Raw genomic sequence first — 16,276 nt, forward strand, 5'->3', positions numbered from 1 at the left:
TGCTGCCGTTCAGCCCAGCACCTGGCCGTGCTCGCGGGTGGCGTGGAAGCCCACCTTGGGCCACTTTTCCATGGTCACCTCCAGGTTGTAGCGGCTGCTGGCCAGATACACCGGGTTGCCGTCCACGTCCTTGCCCAGGCGCATCACCTGTTCGCGCTCGAAATTACGCCGCGTCAGTTCGTCCGGGAAGGTCAGCCAGCGCGCGGTGTGGATGTCGGCGGATTCGAAGATCGCATCCACCTTGTACTCGTCCTTCAGGCGTTGCGCGACGACCTCGAACTGCAGCACGCCGACCGCGCCCAGCAGCATGTTGCCGCCTTCCAGTTCAAAGACCTGGATCGCCCCTTCCTCGCCGAGTTCCTGCAGGCCCTTCTGCAGCTGCTTGGACTTCAGCGGGTCGCGCAGGCGCGCGGCGCGGAACAGTTCCGGGGAGAAGTAGGGGATGCCCTTGAAGCCGAGGTTTTCGCCCTCGGTGAGGGTATCGCCGATCTGCAGCTGGCCGTGGTTGTGGATGCCGATGATGTCGCCGGCCACGCCGTCGTCCATCAGCACACGTTCGTTGGCCATGAAGGTAAGCGCGTTGGCGAGCTTCATCTCGCGCCCGGCACGCACGTGGCGTACCTTCATGCCGGCGCTGTAGCGTCCCGAACAGATGCGGAAAAAGGCGATGCGGTCGCGGTGCTTGGGATCCATGTTGGCCTGGATCTTGAACACGAAGCCGGAGAATTTCTCTTCCGCCGGCTGCACCATGCGCGTGCCGGTCGAATTGACGGCTGCCTCGCGCGGCTGCGGCGGGGGCGCCCAGTCGATCAGCGCCTGGAGGATTTCCTGTACGCCGAAGTTGTTGATACCCGAACCGAAGAACACCGGACTTTGCTTGCCGGCAAGGAATTCGCCGATCATGAAGGGGTTGGAGGCGCCCTGGATCAGCTCGACGTCATCGCGCAGCTGGCCGATCTCCATCGGGAACAGGGTATCGAGCTGGGCGTTGGCAATGCCCTTGATGACTTCCGCCTCGCTGCGCTTTTCCTCGCCGGCGGTGAAGCGCAGCACCTGGTCCTGCTGCAGGTGATAGACGCCGCGGAAGGCCTTGCCCATGCCCAGCGGCCAGGTCACCGGGGCGCACTGGATCTTCAGCACATCCTCGATCTCGGCGAGCAGGTCGAAAGGTTCGCGCACCTCGCGGTCGAGCTTGTTCACGAAGGTGATGATGGGCGTGTCGCGCAGGCGGCACACGTCAAGCAGCTTGATGGTCTGCGCTTCCACGCCCTTGGCGGCGTCGATCACCATCACCGCGGCATCGACCGCGGTGAGCACGCGGTAGGTGTCTTCGGAGAAGTCCTCGTGGCCGGGGGTGTCGAGCAGGTTGATGGTGTGGCCCTGGTAGTCGAACTGCATCACCGAGCTGGTCACCGAGATGCCGCGCTGCTTTTCCACTTCCATCCAGTCCGAGGTGGCGTGGCGCGCGCTCTTGCGCGCCTTGACGGTGCCGGCAAGCTGGATGGCGCCGCCGAACAGCAGCAGCTTCTCGGTCAGCGTGGTCTTGCCGGCGTCGGGGTGGGAAATGATGGCGAAGGTGCGGCGCTTGGCGACGTCGCGCATCAGCTCGGGCGGATAGGGGGTGTGGGTGTCGGTCATGAGGGCGCAGGAAAAGCGAAACCGCCGGCCGCAGGCGGGGCGCTTGCGGTCAGGCGGTGCGAAAGGGGCGATTTTATCAGGAAATCATGGGATTAAAGCCGCTGGCGGCTGCGCGCTGGTGACATCCCGCATTGCCGGCGGTCCACCAGCGGGCGTACAGTCGGCGTTTCTGTTGCACCGCAATAGCGTGCCACGATGTCCGACTTCCTCAACATCCTTGCCTTCTCCTTTTCGGTCACCGGACCGATCTTCGTCATCCTGGCGCTGGGCGTGGTGCTGCTGCGCACCGGCATGCTTACCGATGCCTTCGTCGACGCCGGCTCGCGGCTGGTGTTCAACATCGCCCTGCCGGCGCTGCTGTTCATCAGCATCAGCCAGACCCGTATCGAGGAGACCGCCAACTTCGCCCTCGTCGGCTTCGGCCTCGGCGCCACGCTGGCGGCTTTCGTGGTCCTCGAATGGGTGGCGAAGCTGTTCGTGCAGCCCGAACGCGACCGCGGCGTGGTGGTGCAGGGCGCGTTCCGCTCCAACATGGGCATCGTCGGCCTGGCCTACTGCGTGAATGCCTACGGCGAGGCCGGGCTGGTGGCCGCCTCGCTGTATCTCGGCCTGGTCACCATCCTCTTCAACATACTCTCGGTGATCACCCTGCAGCGCTCGCTGCATCGCGGCGGTGGCGGCCTCGGGCGGATGGCGAAGGGCATCGCCACCAATCCGCTGATCATCGGCATCGTCGCCGGTCTGGCGGTGTCGTGGACCGGCCTGCCCTTGCCGCAGATTGCCCTCAAGTCCGGGCAGTACTTCGCCGATCTGACCCTGCCGCTGGCGCTGCTGTGTACCGGCGCTTCGCTCAACTTCCGCAGCCTGCGCGACGAGATGGGCAGCACGGTGTTTGCCAGCGCCGCCAAGCTGGTGGCGATTCCGCTGCTCTTCGTAAGTGGCGGGGTGGCGCTGGGGTTCCGCGGCATCGAGCTGGGCGTGCTGCTGTTGATGTCCTCGGCGCCCACCGCGGCGGCGAGCTATGTGATGGTGCGCGCGATGGGTGGCAATGCGCCGCTGGCGGCCAACATCATCGCCCTCACCACGCTGGGTTCGCTGCTCACCACCAGCGCCGGTATTACCCTGCTGCGCGCACTGGAGCTGATGTAAGGCGATAAGATGGACGCTTTGCCGCCCCCAAGTACCATGGCCGATACCCTGCTCTCCGCCGCCGCGACCGCCGCCCGCCTGCCCTATCCCGAACTCGCCGCGGAGATTGCCGCGCTGCTCGCCGATGACACGGTGGTGGTGCCGCCCCGCCTGGTGCAGCCGCTGCCCGGCGGTGGCAGCCTGTTCGTGATGCCGGCGCACGATGCGACGGTGGCGATCACCAAGCTGATCACCTTTACGCCGGCCAATGCCGGCAGTGCGCGGGCGACCATACAGGGTGACGTGGTGGTGTTCGACATTGCCACCGGCACGCGCCGGCTGGTGCTCGATGGCCCGACGGTGACGGCGCGGCGCACGGCGGCGGTGTCGCTGCTGGCCGCCCAGCGTCTGGCGCCGCGGCCCGATGGTGCGCTGCTGATCGTCGGTGCGGGGGTGCAGGGGCGGGCGCACCTGGAAGCCTTTGCCGCCGGACTGGGGGTGAAGGAGGCGTGGATCTGCTCGCGCAGCGCCGCCAGTGCGCAGGGGCTCGCCGCCCATGCGCGCAGCCTGGGGCTTGCCGCACGGGTGGTGGACGATCCTGCCGCGGCTCTGGCGCACTGCCCGCTGGTGGTCACCGCGACGCCAGCGAGCGCGGTGGTGCTCGATGCCGCGCCGCGTAGCGATGCCTTCATCGCCGCGGTCGGTGCGTTCACTCCGCGCATGGTGGAGCTGGGTGCGCAGATGTGCCGTGAGCTGCACGCCCGCGGCACCGTGGTGGTGGATACGGGCGATGCCGGACACGAAGCCGGCGATCTGCTGCAGGCCGGCATCGACGTTGCCGCCCTGCCCGCGCTCGCCGCGGTGCTCGCCGGCGAGCCGGTGCGTCCGCCGGGCCCGGTGCTGTTCAAGAGCTGCGGCTGGGCAGGCTGGGATCTGGCTGCCGCCCGCCTCGCGGTGCGCGGTTGAAGCCGTTGCTCAGGGCGGAAAGAGCACCGGCAGCAGTACCACGCAGATCACCATCACGACGACGGTGAAGGGCACGCCGATGCGGACGAAATCGGTGAAGCGGTAGTGTCCGGGGCCGAGCACGAGGGTGTTCACCGGTGAGGACACCGGCGTCATGAAGGCTGCCGAGGCCGCCAGCGCCACCGTCATCGCAAAGGGATAAGGCGAGACGCCGAGCTGTTGCGCGAGAGCGATGCCGATGGGGGCCATCAGCACGGCGGTGGCGGTGTTGGAGATGAACAGGCCGACCACCGCGGTGAGGGCGAAGAGCATCGCCATCACCACGCGCGGCGAAGCCTCGCCGGTTAGGCCGAGCAGGGAGGAGACGATCAGGTCGATGCCGCCGGTCTTCTGCAGCGCGGTGGCGAAGGGCAGCATGCCGATGATGAGGATCAGGCTCTGCCAGTGGATGGCGCGGTAGGCGCTGTTGAGGTCGATGCAGCGCAGCGCGCCCATCAGCAGGCAGCCGATCAGTGCGGCGATGACGTTGGGCAGGGCGCCGCTGACCATCAGCCCAACGGTGACGGCAAGCGCCAGCAGGGCCAGCGGTGCGCGGCTGGCTGCCGGCGCAGCCTCGTCGATCTCTGCCGGCAGGCTGAGAACGAGGAAGTTCTGCGGCTGGGTGTGGAGCAGGCGGATGGCCTTCCAGGTGCCGGCGATCAGCAGGGTGTCGCCCATCTTCAGTTTTTCGTTGAGCAGCCCTTCTTCCAGTGGCTGGCCGTTGCGCCGCAGGCCCATCACGTTGATGCCGCGCTGCGAGCGCATGCGCAGTTCGAGGATGGAGTGACCGATAAGCGTGGAGCCCGGCGGCAGCGTGACTTCGGCCAGCCCCAGCTCGCGCGACATGTCGGTGAAGTAGTCGTTGCGGAAGACACGGTCCTGCAGACGCATGTCGGCGATGAAGCGCTCGATGCCCGCTTCGGCGCAGGAAAAATCCACCAGCAGGATGTCACCGGCGAGGATCTCGCGGTTCGCCGAAGTGCTCAGCATGACGCGGCCGAACTGGCGTTGGCGTTCGATGGCGATGACGTTGGCGCCGTGGCTGGCGCGCAACTGCAGCTCGCCAAGGGTGCGGCCGATCATTGGCGAACTCTGGGCGACCATCATGCGGCGCACCCGGCTGAGCAGGCGGTAATCCTCGGCCAGTTCGCGCAGCCGGCGGCGGCGCTGGTTGCGCTCCGGCTGCGCTTCGGGCTTGTCGGCCAGCCAGCGGCGCGCGAACAGCATGTAGAGCACGCCGGCGGCGAGCACCACGATGCCGGCGGGAGTGAAGTCGAAGAAGGCGAAGCCGTCGTAGCCGGCGCGCTCCAGTTCGCTGCTGACCACCAGGTTGGGCGGAGTGCCGACCAGCGTGAGCATGCCCGACATCAGTGCGGCGAAGGCCAGCGGCATCATCAGGCGCGCCGGACTGGCGCCGATGCGGCGGGCGATGCTGAGCGCCACCGGGATGAAGATCGCCACCACACCGGTCGAGCTCATCACCGAACCGAGGCCGGCCACCGCCAGCATCAGCAGCACCAGCAGGCGGGTCTCGCTGCGCCCGGCGGTGCGCACCAGCCAGTCGCCGACGCGGTAGGCGACGCCGGTGCGCACCAGGCCTTCGCCGATGATGAAAAAGGCCGCGATCATGATCACGCTCGGTTCGCTGAAGCCGGCCAGCGCCTCATGCACCTCCAGCGTGCCGCTGACCACCAGGGCGAGCATGGCGCTCAGCGCCACCACGTCCATGCGCGGACGGTTGGCGATGAAGGCCGCAACACAGGCCCCGAGCAGGACGAAGACCCACAGCATTTCAAGATTCATGTCAGGTGTGTTGCAAAGAATGTGCGGCAGGAATGGGTGACGGCGGGTATGTTAACGAGTGCACGGCCGCCGGCGCGGGAATCTTTCCGCACCGGCGGCATCACACAGCTTTCCCGGCCGCGCCGCTGTCCTGCCTGATCGACGGGCGCGCCCCCGCACAAGGATTTGTCATGCCGTCGAGATACCGTCAGTCGCCGCCCTTTGCGCGCATCCCGCTGCAGGCCGGCGCCCCGCTCAGTCCGTGGAAGAAGCTTGCCGCCGTGCTCGTCGGCGGGGCGATGTTCGTGCTCGCGCTGATGTTCTCGGTGGTGCTGTTCGCCGTCGTGCTTACTGTCGGCGTGGTGGCGTGGGCCTGGCTGTGGTGGAAGACCCGCGCGGTGCGCCGGCAGATGCGTGCCGCCGCTGCCAGTGCGCCGCCGCCGGGAGCGCGCCCGGGCGGCGGGCTGGTGATCGAGGGTGAGGTGATCCGCGAGGTGCGTGAAGAAGACGCCGCGCCGCCGCGCTGACCCGCCCGCAAGCGATGGCCATCGCCACCCCCCTGTCTGCCCGCCGCGTCGCCCTCGTCGCCGCACTGCTTGCGCTCGCCGCGCTGGCCTGGCTGAAGCCGCTCGACCAGCTCGCCGAGCGCTACGCCGAAGCCGGAATGAAGCGTGCAGTGGCCAGCTTTGCCACCGCGCGGGCGCTCAACGCGGTGATTTCGGTGGTGCAGGGCACCGAGGTGAGCGGCAGCCTGGTGGTCGGCATCACGCTGACCCCCGGGCAGGTGCTGGATCCGCTCAACCAGCTCGTCGAACAGTTTTCCACGCTCATGCTGGCCGCCAGCGTGGCCTTCGGCATGCAGTTGCTGCTGATGAAGATCGGCGCCTCGTGGGCCATCAGCCTCGTCCTCAGTGCCGCTGCGGCATGGCTGGCGTGGCTGGTACTGTGCGCCCGGCCGCCGCCGCGCTGGCTGCTGCGCGGCTTCGTCGCCCTGCTGCTGGTGCGCTTCATCGTGCCGCTGGCCTCGCTCGGCAGCGAAGCCGCCTATCACCTTTTCATGGCTGACGAATACCAGGCCCGCCAGGCCAGTCTGGAGCAGGTCGACCAGGGCCTGCTCAGCGTGCAGGGCAGCGAAGGCAGCGGCGGGGTGTGGGAACTGGGCCGCCAGGTCGACCGCCTGAAGGGTGCCATCGCGCAGCTCAAGGACACCGCCGACCGCATCGTCGACGACGTCGTGCGCATCATCGTCGTCTTCGTGCTGCAGACCCTGGTGCTGCCGCTGCTGGTGATGTGGGTGCTGCTCAGGGTTGGCCGAGGGCTGGTGACGGCAGGGGGCGAATGGCGCTGAAACCGCGCCGGTGATCCGTATTGCCGCCTACAGCCCGCGCAGCCAGGCCGGGCGCAGCGCCGCCCCTTCCGGGCGCTCGATGGCCGCACGCACCTCGGCAAGCAGGCGCGCCTTGTCCGCCCCCAGCGTGCCCTTGAGCACCAGCCAGTTCGATGCGTGGTCGGAACGGAACACCGTGCGGCGCAGTTCCAGCGCCGCAAGGAAGCGTTCCATCTCGACGAACAGGCCGTGCTGGTCGAGCGCCTGCCATTCTGGCCAAGCCTCCATGAAGCGCCGGCCGTGGTCGTGCAGGGTAACTACCAGAGTGGACAGGTACTCAGGCTGGGTGGCGTTGGCCAGCCGCGCCGAGTTGTCGGCGTGCTGCGCACTCAGCGCCTGCCCGCCGAGGCCGTTGAGGATCATCACCGAACGCGCGATGCCGGCCTCGCCCAGCTTGTCGAGCGCGCTGCGCGTGGTCTCGAAGCTCTCGCCCTTGTTCACCCGCGCGAGCACCTCGTCGTCGCCGGACTCCGCGCCCAGATAGGCGAGCTTGAGCCCGGCCTCGGCCAGCGTGCGCAGCTCGGCCACGCTCTTCTTCGCCAGATTGCGCGCCAGGCAGTAGCTCGACACCCGATGCACCGCCGGCAGATGGGTGCGGATCGCTTCCAGATAGACCAGCAGGCGGCGGGTGGGCAGCACCAGCGCATCGCCGTCGGCAAGAAAGACGCGGCGCACCTGCGCGCCGTAGCGTTCGCCGGTACGACGGATCGATTCCAGCATCTCATCCTCGCCGCGCGCGCGAAAAGCCTTCTGCGCTGCGGTGTACATCTCGCAGAAGGAGCACTTGTTCCACGAGCAGCCATCGGTGACCGGCAGGATCAGCGACTCGGCCTCGCTGGGCGGGCGGAAGACGGGTTCGACGTAGCGGATGGGGAGCATGAGGTTTGCGCTTGACGGGCCTTGCAGCGGTCGTTGAAGGGCGGTGGCCAGTATACGACGCAGCGCAGACGCGCGCGTTTCACGCCGCAGGCCAGCGTGCTATCTTCCGATGACACATGGCTGGTGTGCTCAATGAACAAGAAGAACCTCTCCGAACGCGACATCTGCACCAGATACGTCACCCCGGCACTGAGTGCCGCCGGTTGGGATGTGCACACCCAGGTGAGTGAAGAGGCCCACCTCTCCGAACAACACCGCATCCTCGCCAGGGGCGATGAACTGATGGCGCTGTGTGACCGCCTGCAGATCGACCTCGCCGCCGCCCGCGCCCACCTGGCCGACACGCTGGTGCAGGCGGCGCTGGAGGCGGCCTGAGCCATGACCGCGCCGCGCCCGATCCGTTTGTTCCACATCACCGCCATCGCCAACCTGCCGGCAATCTGTGCGGCGGGCGCCTTGCTGTCGAAGAACCGCGGTGCGGCGAACGGAATCGCCTACCAGAACATCGCCCACAGCGGCGCTCAGGGCGCGCGGGCAGTGCGGCACCTGCCGGACCCACCGGGCGGAGGCGTGCATGACTTCGTGCCGTTCTACTTCGCGCCGCGCTCACCGATGCTCTTTGCGGTCAACGGCGGCAAGGTAGCGGGATGCGCACTTCGGCAGGCCGACATTGTCCACATCGAAACGACCGTTGAAGCGGTTACCGCGACCGGGGCGGCTTTCGTGTTCTTTGACCGCAATGCGACCCTTGCCTACAGCCAACCGTATACGGACTTGAACGACATCGACGATGCCGTCGCCTGGGATCTGCTGACCGAGCCTCCGCAGCTCGATGGCTTCTGCCAGTACTGGCACAATCGGCACGCGGATCCGCGCCATGTGGACCGGATGGAGCGCAGAATGGCCGAGTTCCTTGTGAGCGACCGTGTGGCGCTGGAGGCGTGCACCCGCATCGGCGTATTCGACACCGCGCGGCAGGCCGAAGTATCGACCATACTTGAGGCAACGGGCGTGAAGCTGCCGGTGATGGTTGTGAAAGACTGGTATTTTCTGGAGTAATGAGATGACGATCCAGATCATGCAGGGCGACTTGCTCAGGCAGGACGACGTGGACGCCATCGTGAACACCGTGAACTGTGTGGGCGTGATGGGCAAGGGTATCGCGCTGCAGTTCAAGAACAAGTGGCCGGCCAACTTCCGCGACTACGCGGCTGCCTGCAAGGCCGGCGAGGTGCGCCCGGGGCGCATGTTCGTGCACGACTCGGGCGGGTTGATGAAGCCCAACTACATCATCAACTTTCCGACCAAGGACCACTGGCGCGGAGGGTCGCGCATCGAGTTCATCCGCGATGGGCTCGCCGATCTGGTGACTCAGGTTCGCAGGCTAGGCATCCGTTCGATCGCGATTCCGCCCCTTGGCTGTGGCAATGGCGGCCTGGAGTGGTCCCGGGTGCGCCCGTTGATCGAGAACGCATTTGCCGCACTGCCCGACGTCGATGTACGGCTGTTCGAGCCCGGAGAGGCACCCGATCCGAGGTCCATGGAGGTCAACACCGCGCGCCCAAGGATGACGCCTGGCCGTGCGGCGATACTCAAGTTGATCGAGACCTACCGCGCGCTGGATTATGGGCTGTCCCGCATCGAGGTGCAGAAGCTTGCTTACTTTCTTCAGGAGTGTGGCCAGCAGCTGGAACTGAAGTTCGTGAAGCACCATTACGGACCGTATTCGGATGCCTTGCGCCATGCGCTGCAGCGCATGGAAGGCCACTTTATCCGCGGTGTTGGCGACGGTGTGGTGGAATCAGAGATTGCACCGCTGAACGAAGCCCTGGTCGAGGCAGAACGTTGCATTGCCGAAGAGGGTAATGAAGCCCTGAATGAACGCGTCGAGCGTATCGCCGTGCTGATTGACGGCTTTCAGTCGCCGTATGGGATGGAGTTGTTGGCAACGGTCCACTGGGTATGTTCGCGTGAAGGCGCAGGCAGCGCGGATGAAGCCTTGTGCCGCATCGGCGAGTGGAATGGGCGCAAGAAGTCGTTGATGTCCGCAGGCCATGTGCAGGCGGCCTGGCTGCAACTCCAACGTACGGGATGGCTGGGCAGGCAGTCCTCGCGGCGCACCCCTGCCGACGAAGCGAGACATTGCACAGCGGGGTGAGTGCACCGCGACAGGGCGGCAGCGGGCTTTCTTGATGAATTGTGTGCGTCGCCTGCAGCTGGCAGCGGCGGGGCAGAAAAGCAGCAGGGCCACCCGGTAGTCCGGCCGGCCCTTCTGCGCGGTGCTCAAACTGGTGTCTCAGGGAAGCACTGCTATACCACAGCCCGAACGGATTTGATCGGTGTTCCCTTGGCGGCGCTCACACGTCGATGTTCTGCGCATACAGCGCATTCCCTTCGATAAAGGCGCGGCGCGGTTCGACGTTGTCGCCCATCAGCGTGGTGAAGATCTCGTCGGCGGCGATGGCGTCGTCGATCTGCACGCGCAGCAGGCGGCGCACCATGGGGTCCATGGTGGTTTCCCAGAGCTGCTCGGGGTTCATTTCGCCGAGGCCCTTGTAGCGCTGCTTGGTGAGGCCGCGTTCGACTTCGTTGAGCAGCCAGGCGATGGCGTCGGCGAAGCGGGTGACCGGCTGGCGCTTTTCGCCGCGGCGGACCTCGGCGCCGGGACCGATGAGGTCGGCGATGGCTTCCGCGGCGGTGCGGATGCTGCGGTAGTCGCCGGAGACGAGGAATTCCTCTTCGATCCAGCCGAACTTGCGGTTGCCGTGGTGCATGCGCTCGATGGTGAGGCGCCAGGCGTCGGATTCGTCGTGGAATTCGGCGCGGATGCTGAGCTCGGCGGGCAGGTACTGGGCGATGCGGGCGGCGGAGGCTTCGGCCGCGGCCTGGTCGGCGAGGCTCACTTCGAGGTTGTGCGCCAGCATGACCTGCAGCACTTCGGGGTCGATCAGGCTGGAGAGGCGGCGGGTGACCGCTTCGGCGAGCAGGTAGCTGCGCGCGAGGCCGCCCAGGGCTTCGTCGGCGATCGGCGTGGCGCCTTCGCGCGGCAGCAGGGCGGCGCCGTCCATGGCGAGCTTGAGGAGGTGGTTGTTGAGCTCGTGGTCGTCCTTGATGTAGAGCTCGCTCTTGCCGTGCTTGATCTTGTAGAGCGGCGGCTGGGCGATGTAGATGTGGCCGCGTTCGACGAGCTCGGGCATCTGGCGGTAGAAGAAGGTCAGCAGCAGGGTGCGGATGTGGGCGCCGTCGACGTCGGCGTCGGTCATGATGATGATGCGGTGATAACGCAGCTTCTCGGGCTTGTAGTCGTCCTTGCCGATGCCGGTGCCGAGCGCGGTGATCATGGTGGCGATCTCCTGGCTTTGCAGCAGCTTGTCGAAGCGGGCTTTTTCCACGTTGAGGATCTTGCCCTTGAGCGGCAGGATGGCCTGGAACTTGCGGTCGCGGCCCTGCTTGGCGGAGCCGCCGGCGGAGTCACCCTCGACGAGGTAGATCTCGCACAGGGCGGGGTCTTTTTCCTGGCAGTCGGCAAGCTTGCCGGGCAGGCCGACGCCGTCGAGCAGGCCCTTGCGGCGGGTCATTTCGCGCGCCTTGCGGGCGGCGTCGCGGGCGCGAGCGGCTTCGACGATCTTGTTGCAGATGGTCCTGGCGTCGATGGGGTTTTCGAGCAGGAAGTCGGTGAGCTTGCCGGCGACCACTTCTTCCACCGCCGGGCGCGCTTCGGAGGACACCAGCTTCATCTTGGTCTGGCTGGCGAACTTGGGGTCCGGCATCTTCACCGAGAGCACGCAGGCGAGGCCTTCGCGCATGTCGTCGCCGGTGATGTCGACCTTGGCCTTCTTGGCGATCTCGTTTTCTTCGATGTACTTGTTGATGACGCGGGTCATCGCCGCACGCAGGCCGGTGAGGTGGGTGCCGCCGTCGGACTGCGGGATGTTGTTGGTGAAGCACAGCACCTGTTCCTGGTAGCTGTCGTTCCACTGCATGGCGACTTCCACCGCGAGCTCGGCGTCGTGGCCGGCGCCGGTGGGGATGCGGGTGGTGCCTTCGGCGTGGAACACGGTGGGGTGCAGCACGGTCTTGGTGCGGTTGATGAATTCAACAAAGCCGCGCACGCCGCCGGCGAAGGCGAAGTCTTCTTCCTTGCCGGTGCGCTGGTCGAGGAGGCGGATCTTGACGCCGTTGTTGAGGAAGGAGAGTTCGCGCAGCCGCTTGGCGAGGATTTCGTAGTGGAATTCCACGGTGCCGAAGATTTCCTCGTCGGCGAGGAAGTGCACCTTGGTGCCGCGCTTGGTGGTTTCGCCGACCACGCGCGCCGGGCTGACCTCGACGCCGTCGACGATTTCGATGATGCGGTTCTGTGCGGCGCCACGCTCGAATTCGATGAGGTGCTTCTTGCCGTCGCGCGCGATGGTCAGGTGCAGCCACTTGGAGAGCGCATTGACGCAGGACACGCCGACGCCGTGCAGGCCGCCGGAGACCTTGTAGCTGTTCTGGTTGAACTTGCCGCCGGCGTGCAGCACGCACATGACGATTTCGGCGGCGGAGCGCTTGGGCTCGTGCTTGTCGTCCATCTTGACGCCGACCGGGATGCCGCGGCCGTTGTCGGTGACCGAGATGGAGTTGTCGGCGTGGATGGTGACGACGATGTCGTCGCAATGACCGGCGAGGGCCTCGTCGATGGCGTTGTCGACGACCTCGAACACCATGTGGTGCAGGCCGGTGCCGTCGGAGGTGTCGCCGATGTACATGCCCGGGCGCTTGCGCACGGCTTCCAGGCCCTCGAGCTGCTGGATGCTGGATTCGTCGTATTCGTTGCCGGAAGGCGCGGGCGTGTTCTGCGGTTCGGACATGGTCATCTCGGGTGATTCAAAGAACAGGATTCCCTCCCCTTCAAGGGGAGGGCCAGGGTGGGGACGGGTTTCGACGGGTGCTGGTTGCTGCCTGAGCGGAAACCCATCCCCCTCCCGACCGGTAGTCTCGGCAGCGCCTCGCCGCTCCGCCGGCAGCGAGCAGTGCTCGCTGAAACCCCGGCTACGCCCCCCTTGAAGGGGGAGGCGTCTGGTGCCGCCGGTCATCCGGCGGAGGCCTTAAATTCGCATCGGCATCACGACGTACTTGAACTGCTCGTTGCCGGGCAGGGTGATCAGGGCGCTGGAATTGCCGTCGTTGAAGCGCCATTCGACGTGTTCGGACGACAGGTTGTTGAGCACGTCGAGCAGGTAGGTGACGTTGAAGCCGATGTCGAGGGCAGCGCCGTGGTAGTCCACTTCGAGCTCTTCGACGGCCTCTTCCTGTTCGGCGTTGGTGCTGATCAGCTTCAGGCTGCCGTCGCCGAGCACCAGGCGCACACCACGGAACTTGTCGGTGGTGAGGATGGCGGCGCGCTGCAGGGCGGCGAGCAGCGGCAGGCGGTCGAAAGTGATCATGTTGGGGTGGTTCTGCGGGATGACGCGCTCGTAGTCGGGGAACTTGCCATCGATGAGCTTGGAGATCAGCTCCACGGCGCCGAAGCGGAACACCACCTGGTTGCCGGCCAGTACCACCTCCAGCGGGTCGTCGTTGTCGGCGAGCTGGCGGGAGAGCTCGAGCACGGTCTTGCGCGGCAGGATGGCTTCGGTGCGTTGTGCGACGGCGTTGTCGAGCGTGCTGGCGGCGTAGGCGAGGCGGTGGCCGTCGGTGGCGACCATGCGCAGTTCGCCGCCGTCGGCGATGATCAGCAGGCCGTTGAGGTAGTAGCGGATGTCCTGCTGGGCCATCGAGTAGGCCACCTGGGCGAGCTGGCGCTTGAAGGTGCGCTGGGCGACGGTGAGGCGGACGACATCGCCGTCGGGCAGGTTCATGCGCGGGTAGTCGGCGGCGGGCAGGGTCTGCAGCGCGAAGCGGCTCTTGCCGGCTTTCACGGTGAGACGCTTGTCGTCGAGGCTGATGCTCACCGCGGCGCTGTCGGGCAGGGCGCGCAGGATGTCCTGCAGCTTGCGCGCGCCGACGGTAATGGCGGTATCGCTGCCATCCTGGTGGCCGGCGGTGGCGGTGCGGATCTGGATCTCGATGTCGGTGGCGAGCAGGGTGAGGGTATCGCCCTGCTTCTCGATCAGCACGTTGGAGAGGATGGGCAGGGTGTGGCGCTTCTCGACGATGCCGGCAACCGACTGCAGCGGGGCGAGGAGCGCGTCGCGGGTGGTGTTGAGCAGGAGCATGGCGTCTGGTCTGGGTGGAGGTTGATCGGTGGGCTTACCCGCGCAGGACCTGGGTGAGCACGTGTACGTCGTGGTTGAGCTGGGGGTCGCCCTGGCGCAGGTCGGCGATGGTGCGGCAGGCGTGCAGGACGGTGGTGTGATCGCGCCCGCCGAAGGCCTCGCCGATCGCCGGCAGGCTCATCGGGGTGAGGTCCTTGGCCAGCCACATCGCCACCTGGCGCGGGCGGGCGACCACACGGGTGCGTTTCTTGGAGTGCATGTCGGCGACCTTGATCTTGTAGTAGTCGGCCACCGTCTTCTGGATGTGCTCGATGGTGAGCTGGCGGTTGTGGGCGTTGAGGAGGTCCTTCAGCGCTTCCTTGGCGAGTTCGAGCGAGATGCCGCGGTTGTGGAAGCGCGCGTAGGCGACCACCTTGTTGAGCGCGCCTTCGAGTTCGCGGACGTTGGAGCGCAGGTTCTTGGCGATCAGGAAGGCGACGTCGTCGTCCACCGCCACGCGCAGCGCCTCGGCCTTCTTCTTCAGGATGGCGACGCGCATTTCCAGTTCGGGCGGCTCGATCTGCACGGTCAGGCCCCAGTCGAAGCGCGAGATGAGGCGGTCCTCGAGGCCCTGGATGTCCTTCGGGTAGGTGTCGCAGGTGATGACGATCTGCTTGCGCGCCTCGGTGAGGGCGTTGAAGGCGTGGAAGAACTCTTCCTGGGTGCGGTTCTTGTTGTTGAAGAACTGGATGTCGTCGATCAGCAGCAGGTCGAGCGAACGGTAGTAGCGCTTGAAGGCGTCGAAGCTCTTCTGCTGGTAGGCGCGCACCACGTCGGCGTAGTAGTCCTCGACGTGCACGTAGCGGATCACCGCGCGCGGGTTGTGCTTGTATACCGCGTTGCCGATGGCGTGGATGAGGTGGGTCTTGCCGAGGCCGACGCCGCCGTAGACGAACAGCGGGTTGTAGGAGGTGCCGGGGTTCTGCGCCACCTGCATGGCGGCGGCGCGGGCGAGGTCGTTGGCGCGCCCGGTGACCAGGGTGTCGAAGGTGAAGTCGGGATTCAGCCGGGTCTTCTCGTAGGCCAGGTCGGCGCTGGGGATGGCGGCTTCGGGTTCGACCTCGGCGACGCTGATGTCAGCGGGGCCGCCGGCGTGCGCCGCGCCTGCCTCAGTGCTGGCGTGAACTGCCACGGCGACGGGCTTCTGCGCGGCCGGCGCGCGTGCCGCAGCGGCCGGCGGCAGCGACAGTTCAACCGCCACCGGGGCGTGGAAGAAGGCTTCGGCGAGTTCCTCGATGCGGCGCAGATAGCGCTCGCGCACCCATTGCAGGACGAATCTGTTGGGGGCGACGAGCTGCAGGCGGGCTTCGCCCTGTTCGTCCTCGGTCCGCGCGCTGAGCGTCTTGATCCAGGTGTTGAACTGCTGTGGGGGCAGTTCGTTTTCAAGGCGCGACAGGCAGAAGGACCAGAAGTCTTGGTTCACGGAACGTGTGGTCTGAGCTTGTGACACGGCGGTCAAAACGCGCCCGGCCCCGGGAAATTGCGCGTGGCGCAGGGGGCAGTGGCGGCCTGAGTGCTTGTTATATCGGGATGCCCATGCCGGCAGGCCGGGGCGCGTGACGGGCGCTGCCGGCCCCTCCTTGAGCCGGCGGGACGCATCGGGGGATTCTACCCTTCAGCGCCCGACTTATCCACAGCAGGGGGGAAAAATTGTTCTTGACAAACATGGGATTATCCAATTAAATCCTGCGTTTGACCTTTCTTCAGGCAAGCTGAAAATGAAACGCACCTACCAACCTTCCGTCGTCCGTCGCAAGCGCACCCACGGCTTCCTGGTCCGCATGAAGACCCGTGGCGGTCGTGCGGTGATCCGTGCCCGTCGTGCCAAGGGCCGTCATCGCCTCGCCGTCTGAGGTGACTGAGCTTTCAGGCGTCGATGTCTGCTTCCGCGACGCCTACAGACTACGCAAAACGGATGAGTATTCATCCGTTTTTGCTTTTCGGCGGGCCATCAAGGGGCGCTGGTTCATCGCCCACTACCGACCCAACGAGGGGGCCACGGCCCGGCTCGGGGTGGTGGTTGCCAAGAAGCTGGCACGCCGGGCCAGTCTGCGCAATCTGATCAAGCGCATCGTGCGCGAGAACTTTCGCAAGACGCGTGCAACCCTGCCGGCGCATGATGTGGTGGTTCGCCTCCATGCGCGTGCCGACGAGGCCACACGTGCGGCGCTCAACGAGGACATCGCCCGCCTGCTGGCGCGGCTGCCGCGATGAGTCCGCG

Annotated in this window: 15 protein-coding genes; 9 read left to right on the forward strand and 6 right to left on the reverse strand. The window is 66.4% G+C overall.

All coding sequences use genetic code 11. The features are described 5' to 3' along the window. Positions 1–9 precede the first annotated feature (9 nt). Positions 10–1,638, reverse strand: a complete 1,629-nt coding sequence (locus C8261_RS02065) for a peptide chain release factor 3 (protein WP_107492013.1) — start codon at positions 1,636–1,638, stop codon at positions 10–12. A 195-nt stretch (positions 1,639–1,833) separates the two neighbouring features. Here C8261_RS02065 and C8261_RS02070 point away from each other — a divergent pair, with 195 nt between their 5' ends. Further along, on the forward strand, positions 1,834–2,787 hold the full coding sequence (locus C8261_RS02070; protein WP_107492014.1) for an AEC family transporter: 954 nt from the start codon (positions 1,834–1,836) through the stop codon (positions 2,785–2,787). 9 nt (positions 2,788–2,796) lie between these two features. Continuing rightward, positions 2,797–3,732, forward strand: coding sequence for a delta(1)-pyrroline-2-carboxylate reductase family protein (locus C8261_RS02075; protein WP_219905113.1), 936 nt, complete (start codon positions 2,797–2,799; stop codon positions 3,730–3,732). 9 nt (positions 3,733–3,741) lie between these two features. Here C8261_RS02075 and C8261_RS02080 read toward each other — a convergent pair whose 3' ends face one another. Then, positions 3,742–5,574 (reverse strand): SLC13 family permease, encoded by a 1,833-nt coding sequence (locus C8261_RS02080; RefSeq protein ID WP_107492016.1) that lies wholly within the window; start codon positions 5,572–5,574, stop codon positions 3,742–3,744. A gap of 170 nt (positions 5,575–5,744) precedes the next feature. Between C8261_RS02080 and C8261_RS02085 the strand changes: the two genes are divergently transcribed. Then, positions 5,745–6,080 carry a hypothetical protein gene (locus C8261_RS02085; protein WP_181358816.1) on the forward strand — a complete coding sequence of 112 codons (336 nt, stop codon included), beginning with the start codon at positions 5,745–5,747 and terminating at the stop codon, positions 6,078–6,080. Positions 6,081–6,094: 14 nt separating this feature from the next. Beyond that, positions 6,095–6,901, forward strand: coding sequence for a hypothetical protein (locus tag C8261_RS02090; protein WP_107492017.1), 807 nt, complete (start codon positions 6,095–6,097; stop codon positions 6,899–6,901). Positions 6,902–6,928: 27 nt separating this feature from the next. On the opposite strand, the gene C8261_RS02095 is transcribed toward C8261_RS02090, so the two are convergent. Then, positions 6,929–7,819 (reverse strand): radical SAM protein, encoded by an 891-nt coding sequence (locus C8261_RS02095; RefSeq protein WP_107492018.1) that lies wholly within the window; start codon positions 7,817–7,819, stop codon positions 6,929–6,931. A gap of 132 nt (positions 7,820–7,951) precedes the next feature. On the opposite strand from C8261_RS02095, the gene C8261_RS02100 reads away from it, so the two are divergent. Genes C8261_RS02100 through darG form a run of 3 tightly spaced genes read left to right on the forward strand, consistent with a single transcriptional unit; the run spans position 7,952 to position 9,977 of the window. After that, on the forward strand, positions 7,952–8,194 hold the full coding sequence (locus tag C8261_RS02100) for a restriction endonuclease subunit S domain-containing protein (RefSeq protein ID WP_107492019.1): 243 nt from the start codon (positions 7,952–7,954) through the stop codon (positions 8,192–8,194). A 3-nt stretch (positions 8,195–8,197) separates the two neighbouring features. Further along, positions 8,198–8,878 (forward strand): type II toxin-antitoxin system toxin DNA ADP-ribosyl transferase DarT, encoded by a 681-nt coding sequence (gene darT / locus C8261_RS02105; RefSeq protein WP_107492020.1) that lies wholly within the window; start codon positions 8,198–8,200, stop codon positions 8,876–8,878. 4 nt (positions 8,879–8,882) lie between these two features. Then, entirely contained in the window at positions 8,883–9,977 is a 1,095-nt protein-coding gene (darG, locus tag C8261_RS02110) for a type II toxin-antitoxin system antitoxin DNA ADP-ribosyl glycohydrolase DarG (protein WP_107492021.1), read from the forward strand. A gap of 199 nt (positions 9,978–10,176) precedes the next feature. Here darG and gyrB read toward each other — a convergent pair whose 3' ends face one another. The 3 genes from gyrB to dnaA form a co-directional block, all read right to left on the reverse strand. Next, positions 10,177–12,669 carry a DNA topoisomerase (ATP-hydrolyzing) subunit B gene (gyrB, locus tag C8261_RS02115; RefSeq protein ID WP_107492343.1) on the reverse strand — a complete coding sequence of 831 codons (2,493 nt, stop codon included), beginning with the start codon at positions 12,667–12,669 and terminating at the stop codon, positions 10,177–10,179. Positions 12,670–12,906: 237 nt separating this feature from the next. After that, positions 12,907–14,016: a DNA polymerase III subunit beta gene (dnaN, locus tag C8261_RS02120; RefSeq protein ID WP_107492022.1), complete on the reverse strand. Its 1,110-nt coding sequence runs from the start codon at positions 14,014–14,016 to the stop codon at positions 12,907–12,909. A gap of 34 nt (positions 14,017–14,050) precedes the next feature. After that, on the reverse strand, positions 14,051–15,478 hold the full coding sequence (gene dnaA / locus C8261_RS02125) for a chromosomal replication initiator protein DnaA (RefSeq protein ID WP_219905114.1): 1,428 nt from the start codon (positions 15,476–15,478) through the stop codon (positions 14,051–14,053). A gap of 295 nt (positions 15,479–15,773) precedes the next feature. Here dnaA and rpmH point away from each other — a divergent pair, with 295 nt between their 5' ends. Continuing rightward, positions 15,774–15,908, forward strand: a complete 135-nt coding sequence (gene rpmH, locus C8261_RS02130) for a 50S ribosomal protein L34 (protein ID WP_002926183.1) — start codon at positions 15,774–15,776, stop codon at positions 15,906–15,908. Between the two features lies 1 nt (position 15,909). Then, a complete protein-coding gene (rnpA, locus tag C8261_RS02135) occupies positions 15,910–16,269 on the forward strand; it encodes a ribonuclease P protein component (RefSeq protein WP_107492023.1) in 360 nt (119 codons plus the stop codon). The last annotated feature ends 7 nt before the right edge of the window (positions 16,270–16,276 follow it).

The organism is Pseudothauera lacus (assembly GCF_003034845.1).
Taxonomy (GTDB): Bacteria; Pseudomonadota; Gammaproteobacteria; order Burkholderiales; family Rhodocyclaceae; genus Pseudothauera; species Pseudothauera lacus.

Excerpts from the sequence above, each read along its gene's own strand:
- C8261_RS02065 (WP_107492013.1), bottom strand. The coding sequence starts at position 1,638 with ATGACCGACACCCACACCCCCTATCCGCCCGAGCTGATGCGCGACGTC.
- C8261_RS02070 (WP_107492014.1), top strand. The coding sequence starts at position 1,834 with ATGTCCGACTTCCTCAACATCCTTGCCTTCTCCTTTTCGGTCACCGGA.
- C8261_RS02075 (WP_219905113.1), top strand. The coding sequence starts at position 2,797 with ATGGACGCTTTGCCGCCCCCAAGTACCATGGCCGATACCCTGCTCTCC.
- C8261_RS02080 (WP_107492016.1), bottom strand. The coding sequence starts at position 5,574 with ATGAATCTTGAAATGCTGTGGGTCTTCGTCCTGCTCGGGGCCTGTGTT.
- C8261_RS02085 (WP_181358816.1), top strand. The coding sequence starts at position 5,745 with ATGCCGTCGAGATACCGTCAGTCGCCGCCCTTTGCGCGCATCCCGCTG.
- C8261_RS02090 (WP_107492017.1), top strand. The coding sequence starts at position 6,095 with ATGGCCATCGCCACCCCCCTGTCTGCCCGCCGCGTCGCCCTCGTCGCC.
- C8261_RS02095 (WP_107492018.1), bottom strand. The coding sequence starts at position 7,819 with ATGCTCCCCATCCGCTACGTCGAACCCGTCTTCCGCCCGCCCAGCGAG.
- C8261_RS02100 (WP_107492019.1), top strand. The coding sequence starts at position 7,952 with ATGAACAAGAAGAACCTCTCCGAACGCGACATCTGCACCAGATACGTC.
- darT (WP_107492020.1), top strand. The coding sequence starts at position 8,198 with ATGACCGCGCCGCGCCCGATCCGTTTGTTCCACATCACCGCCATCGCC.
- darG (WP_107492021.1), top strand. The coding sequence starts at position 8,883 with ATGACGATCCAGATCATGCAGGGCGACTTGCTCAGGCAGGACGACGTG.
- gyrB (WP_107492343.1), bottom strand. The coding sequence starts at position 12,669 with ATGTCCGAACCGCAGAACACGCCCGCGCCTTCCGGCAACGAATACGAC.
- dnaN (WP_107492022.1), bottom strand. The coding sequence starts at position 14,016 with ATGCTCCTGCTCAACACCACCCGCGACGCGCTCCTCGCCCCGCTGCAG.
- rpmH (WP_002926183.1), top strand. The coding sequence starts at position 15,774 with ATGAAACGCACCTACCAACCTTCCGTCGTCCGTCGCAAGCGCACCCAC.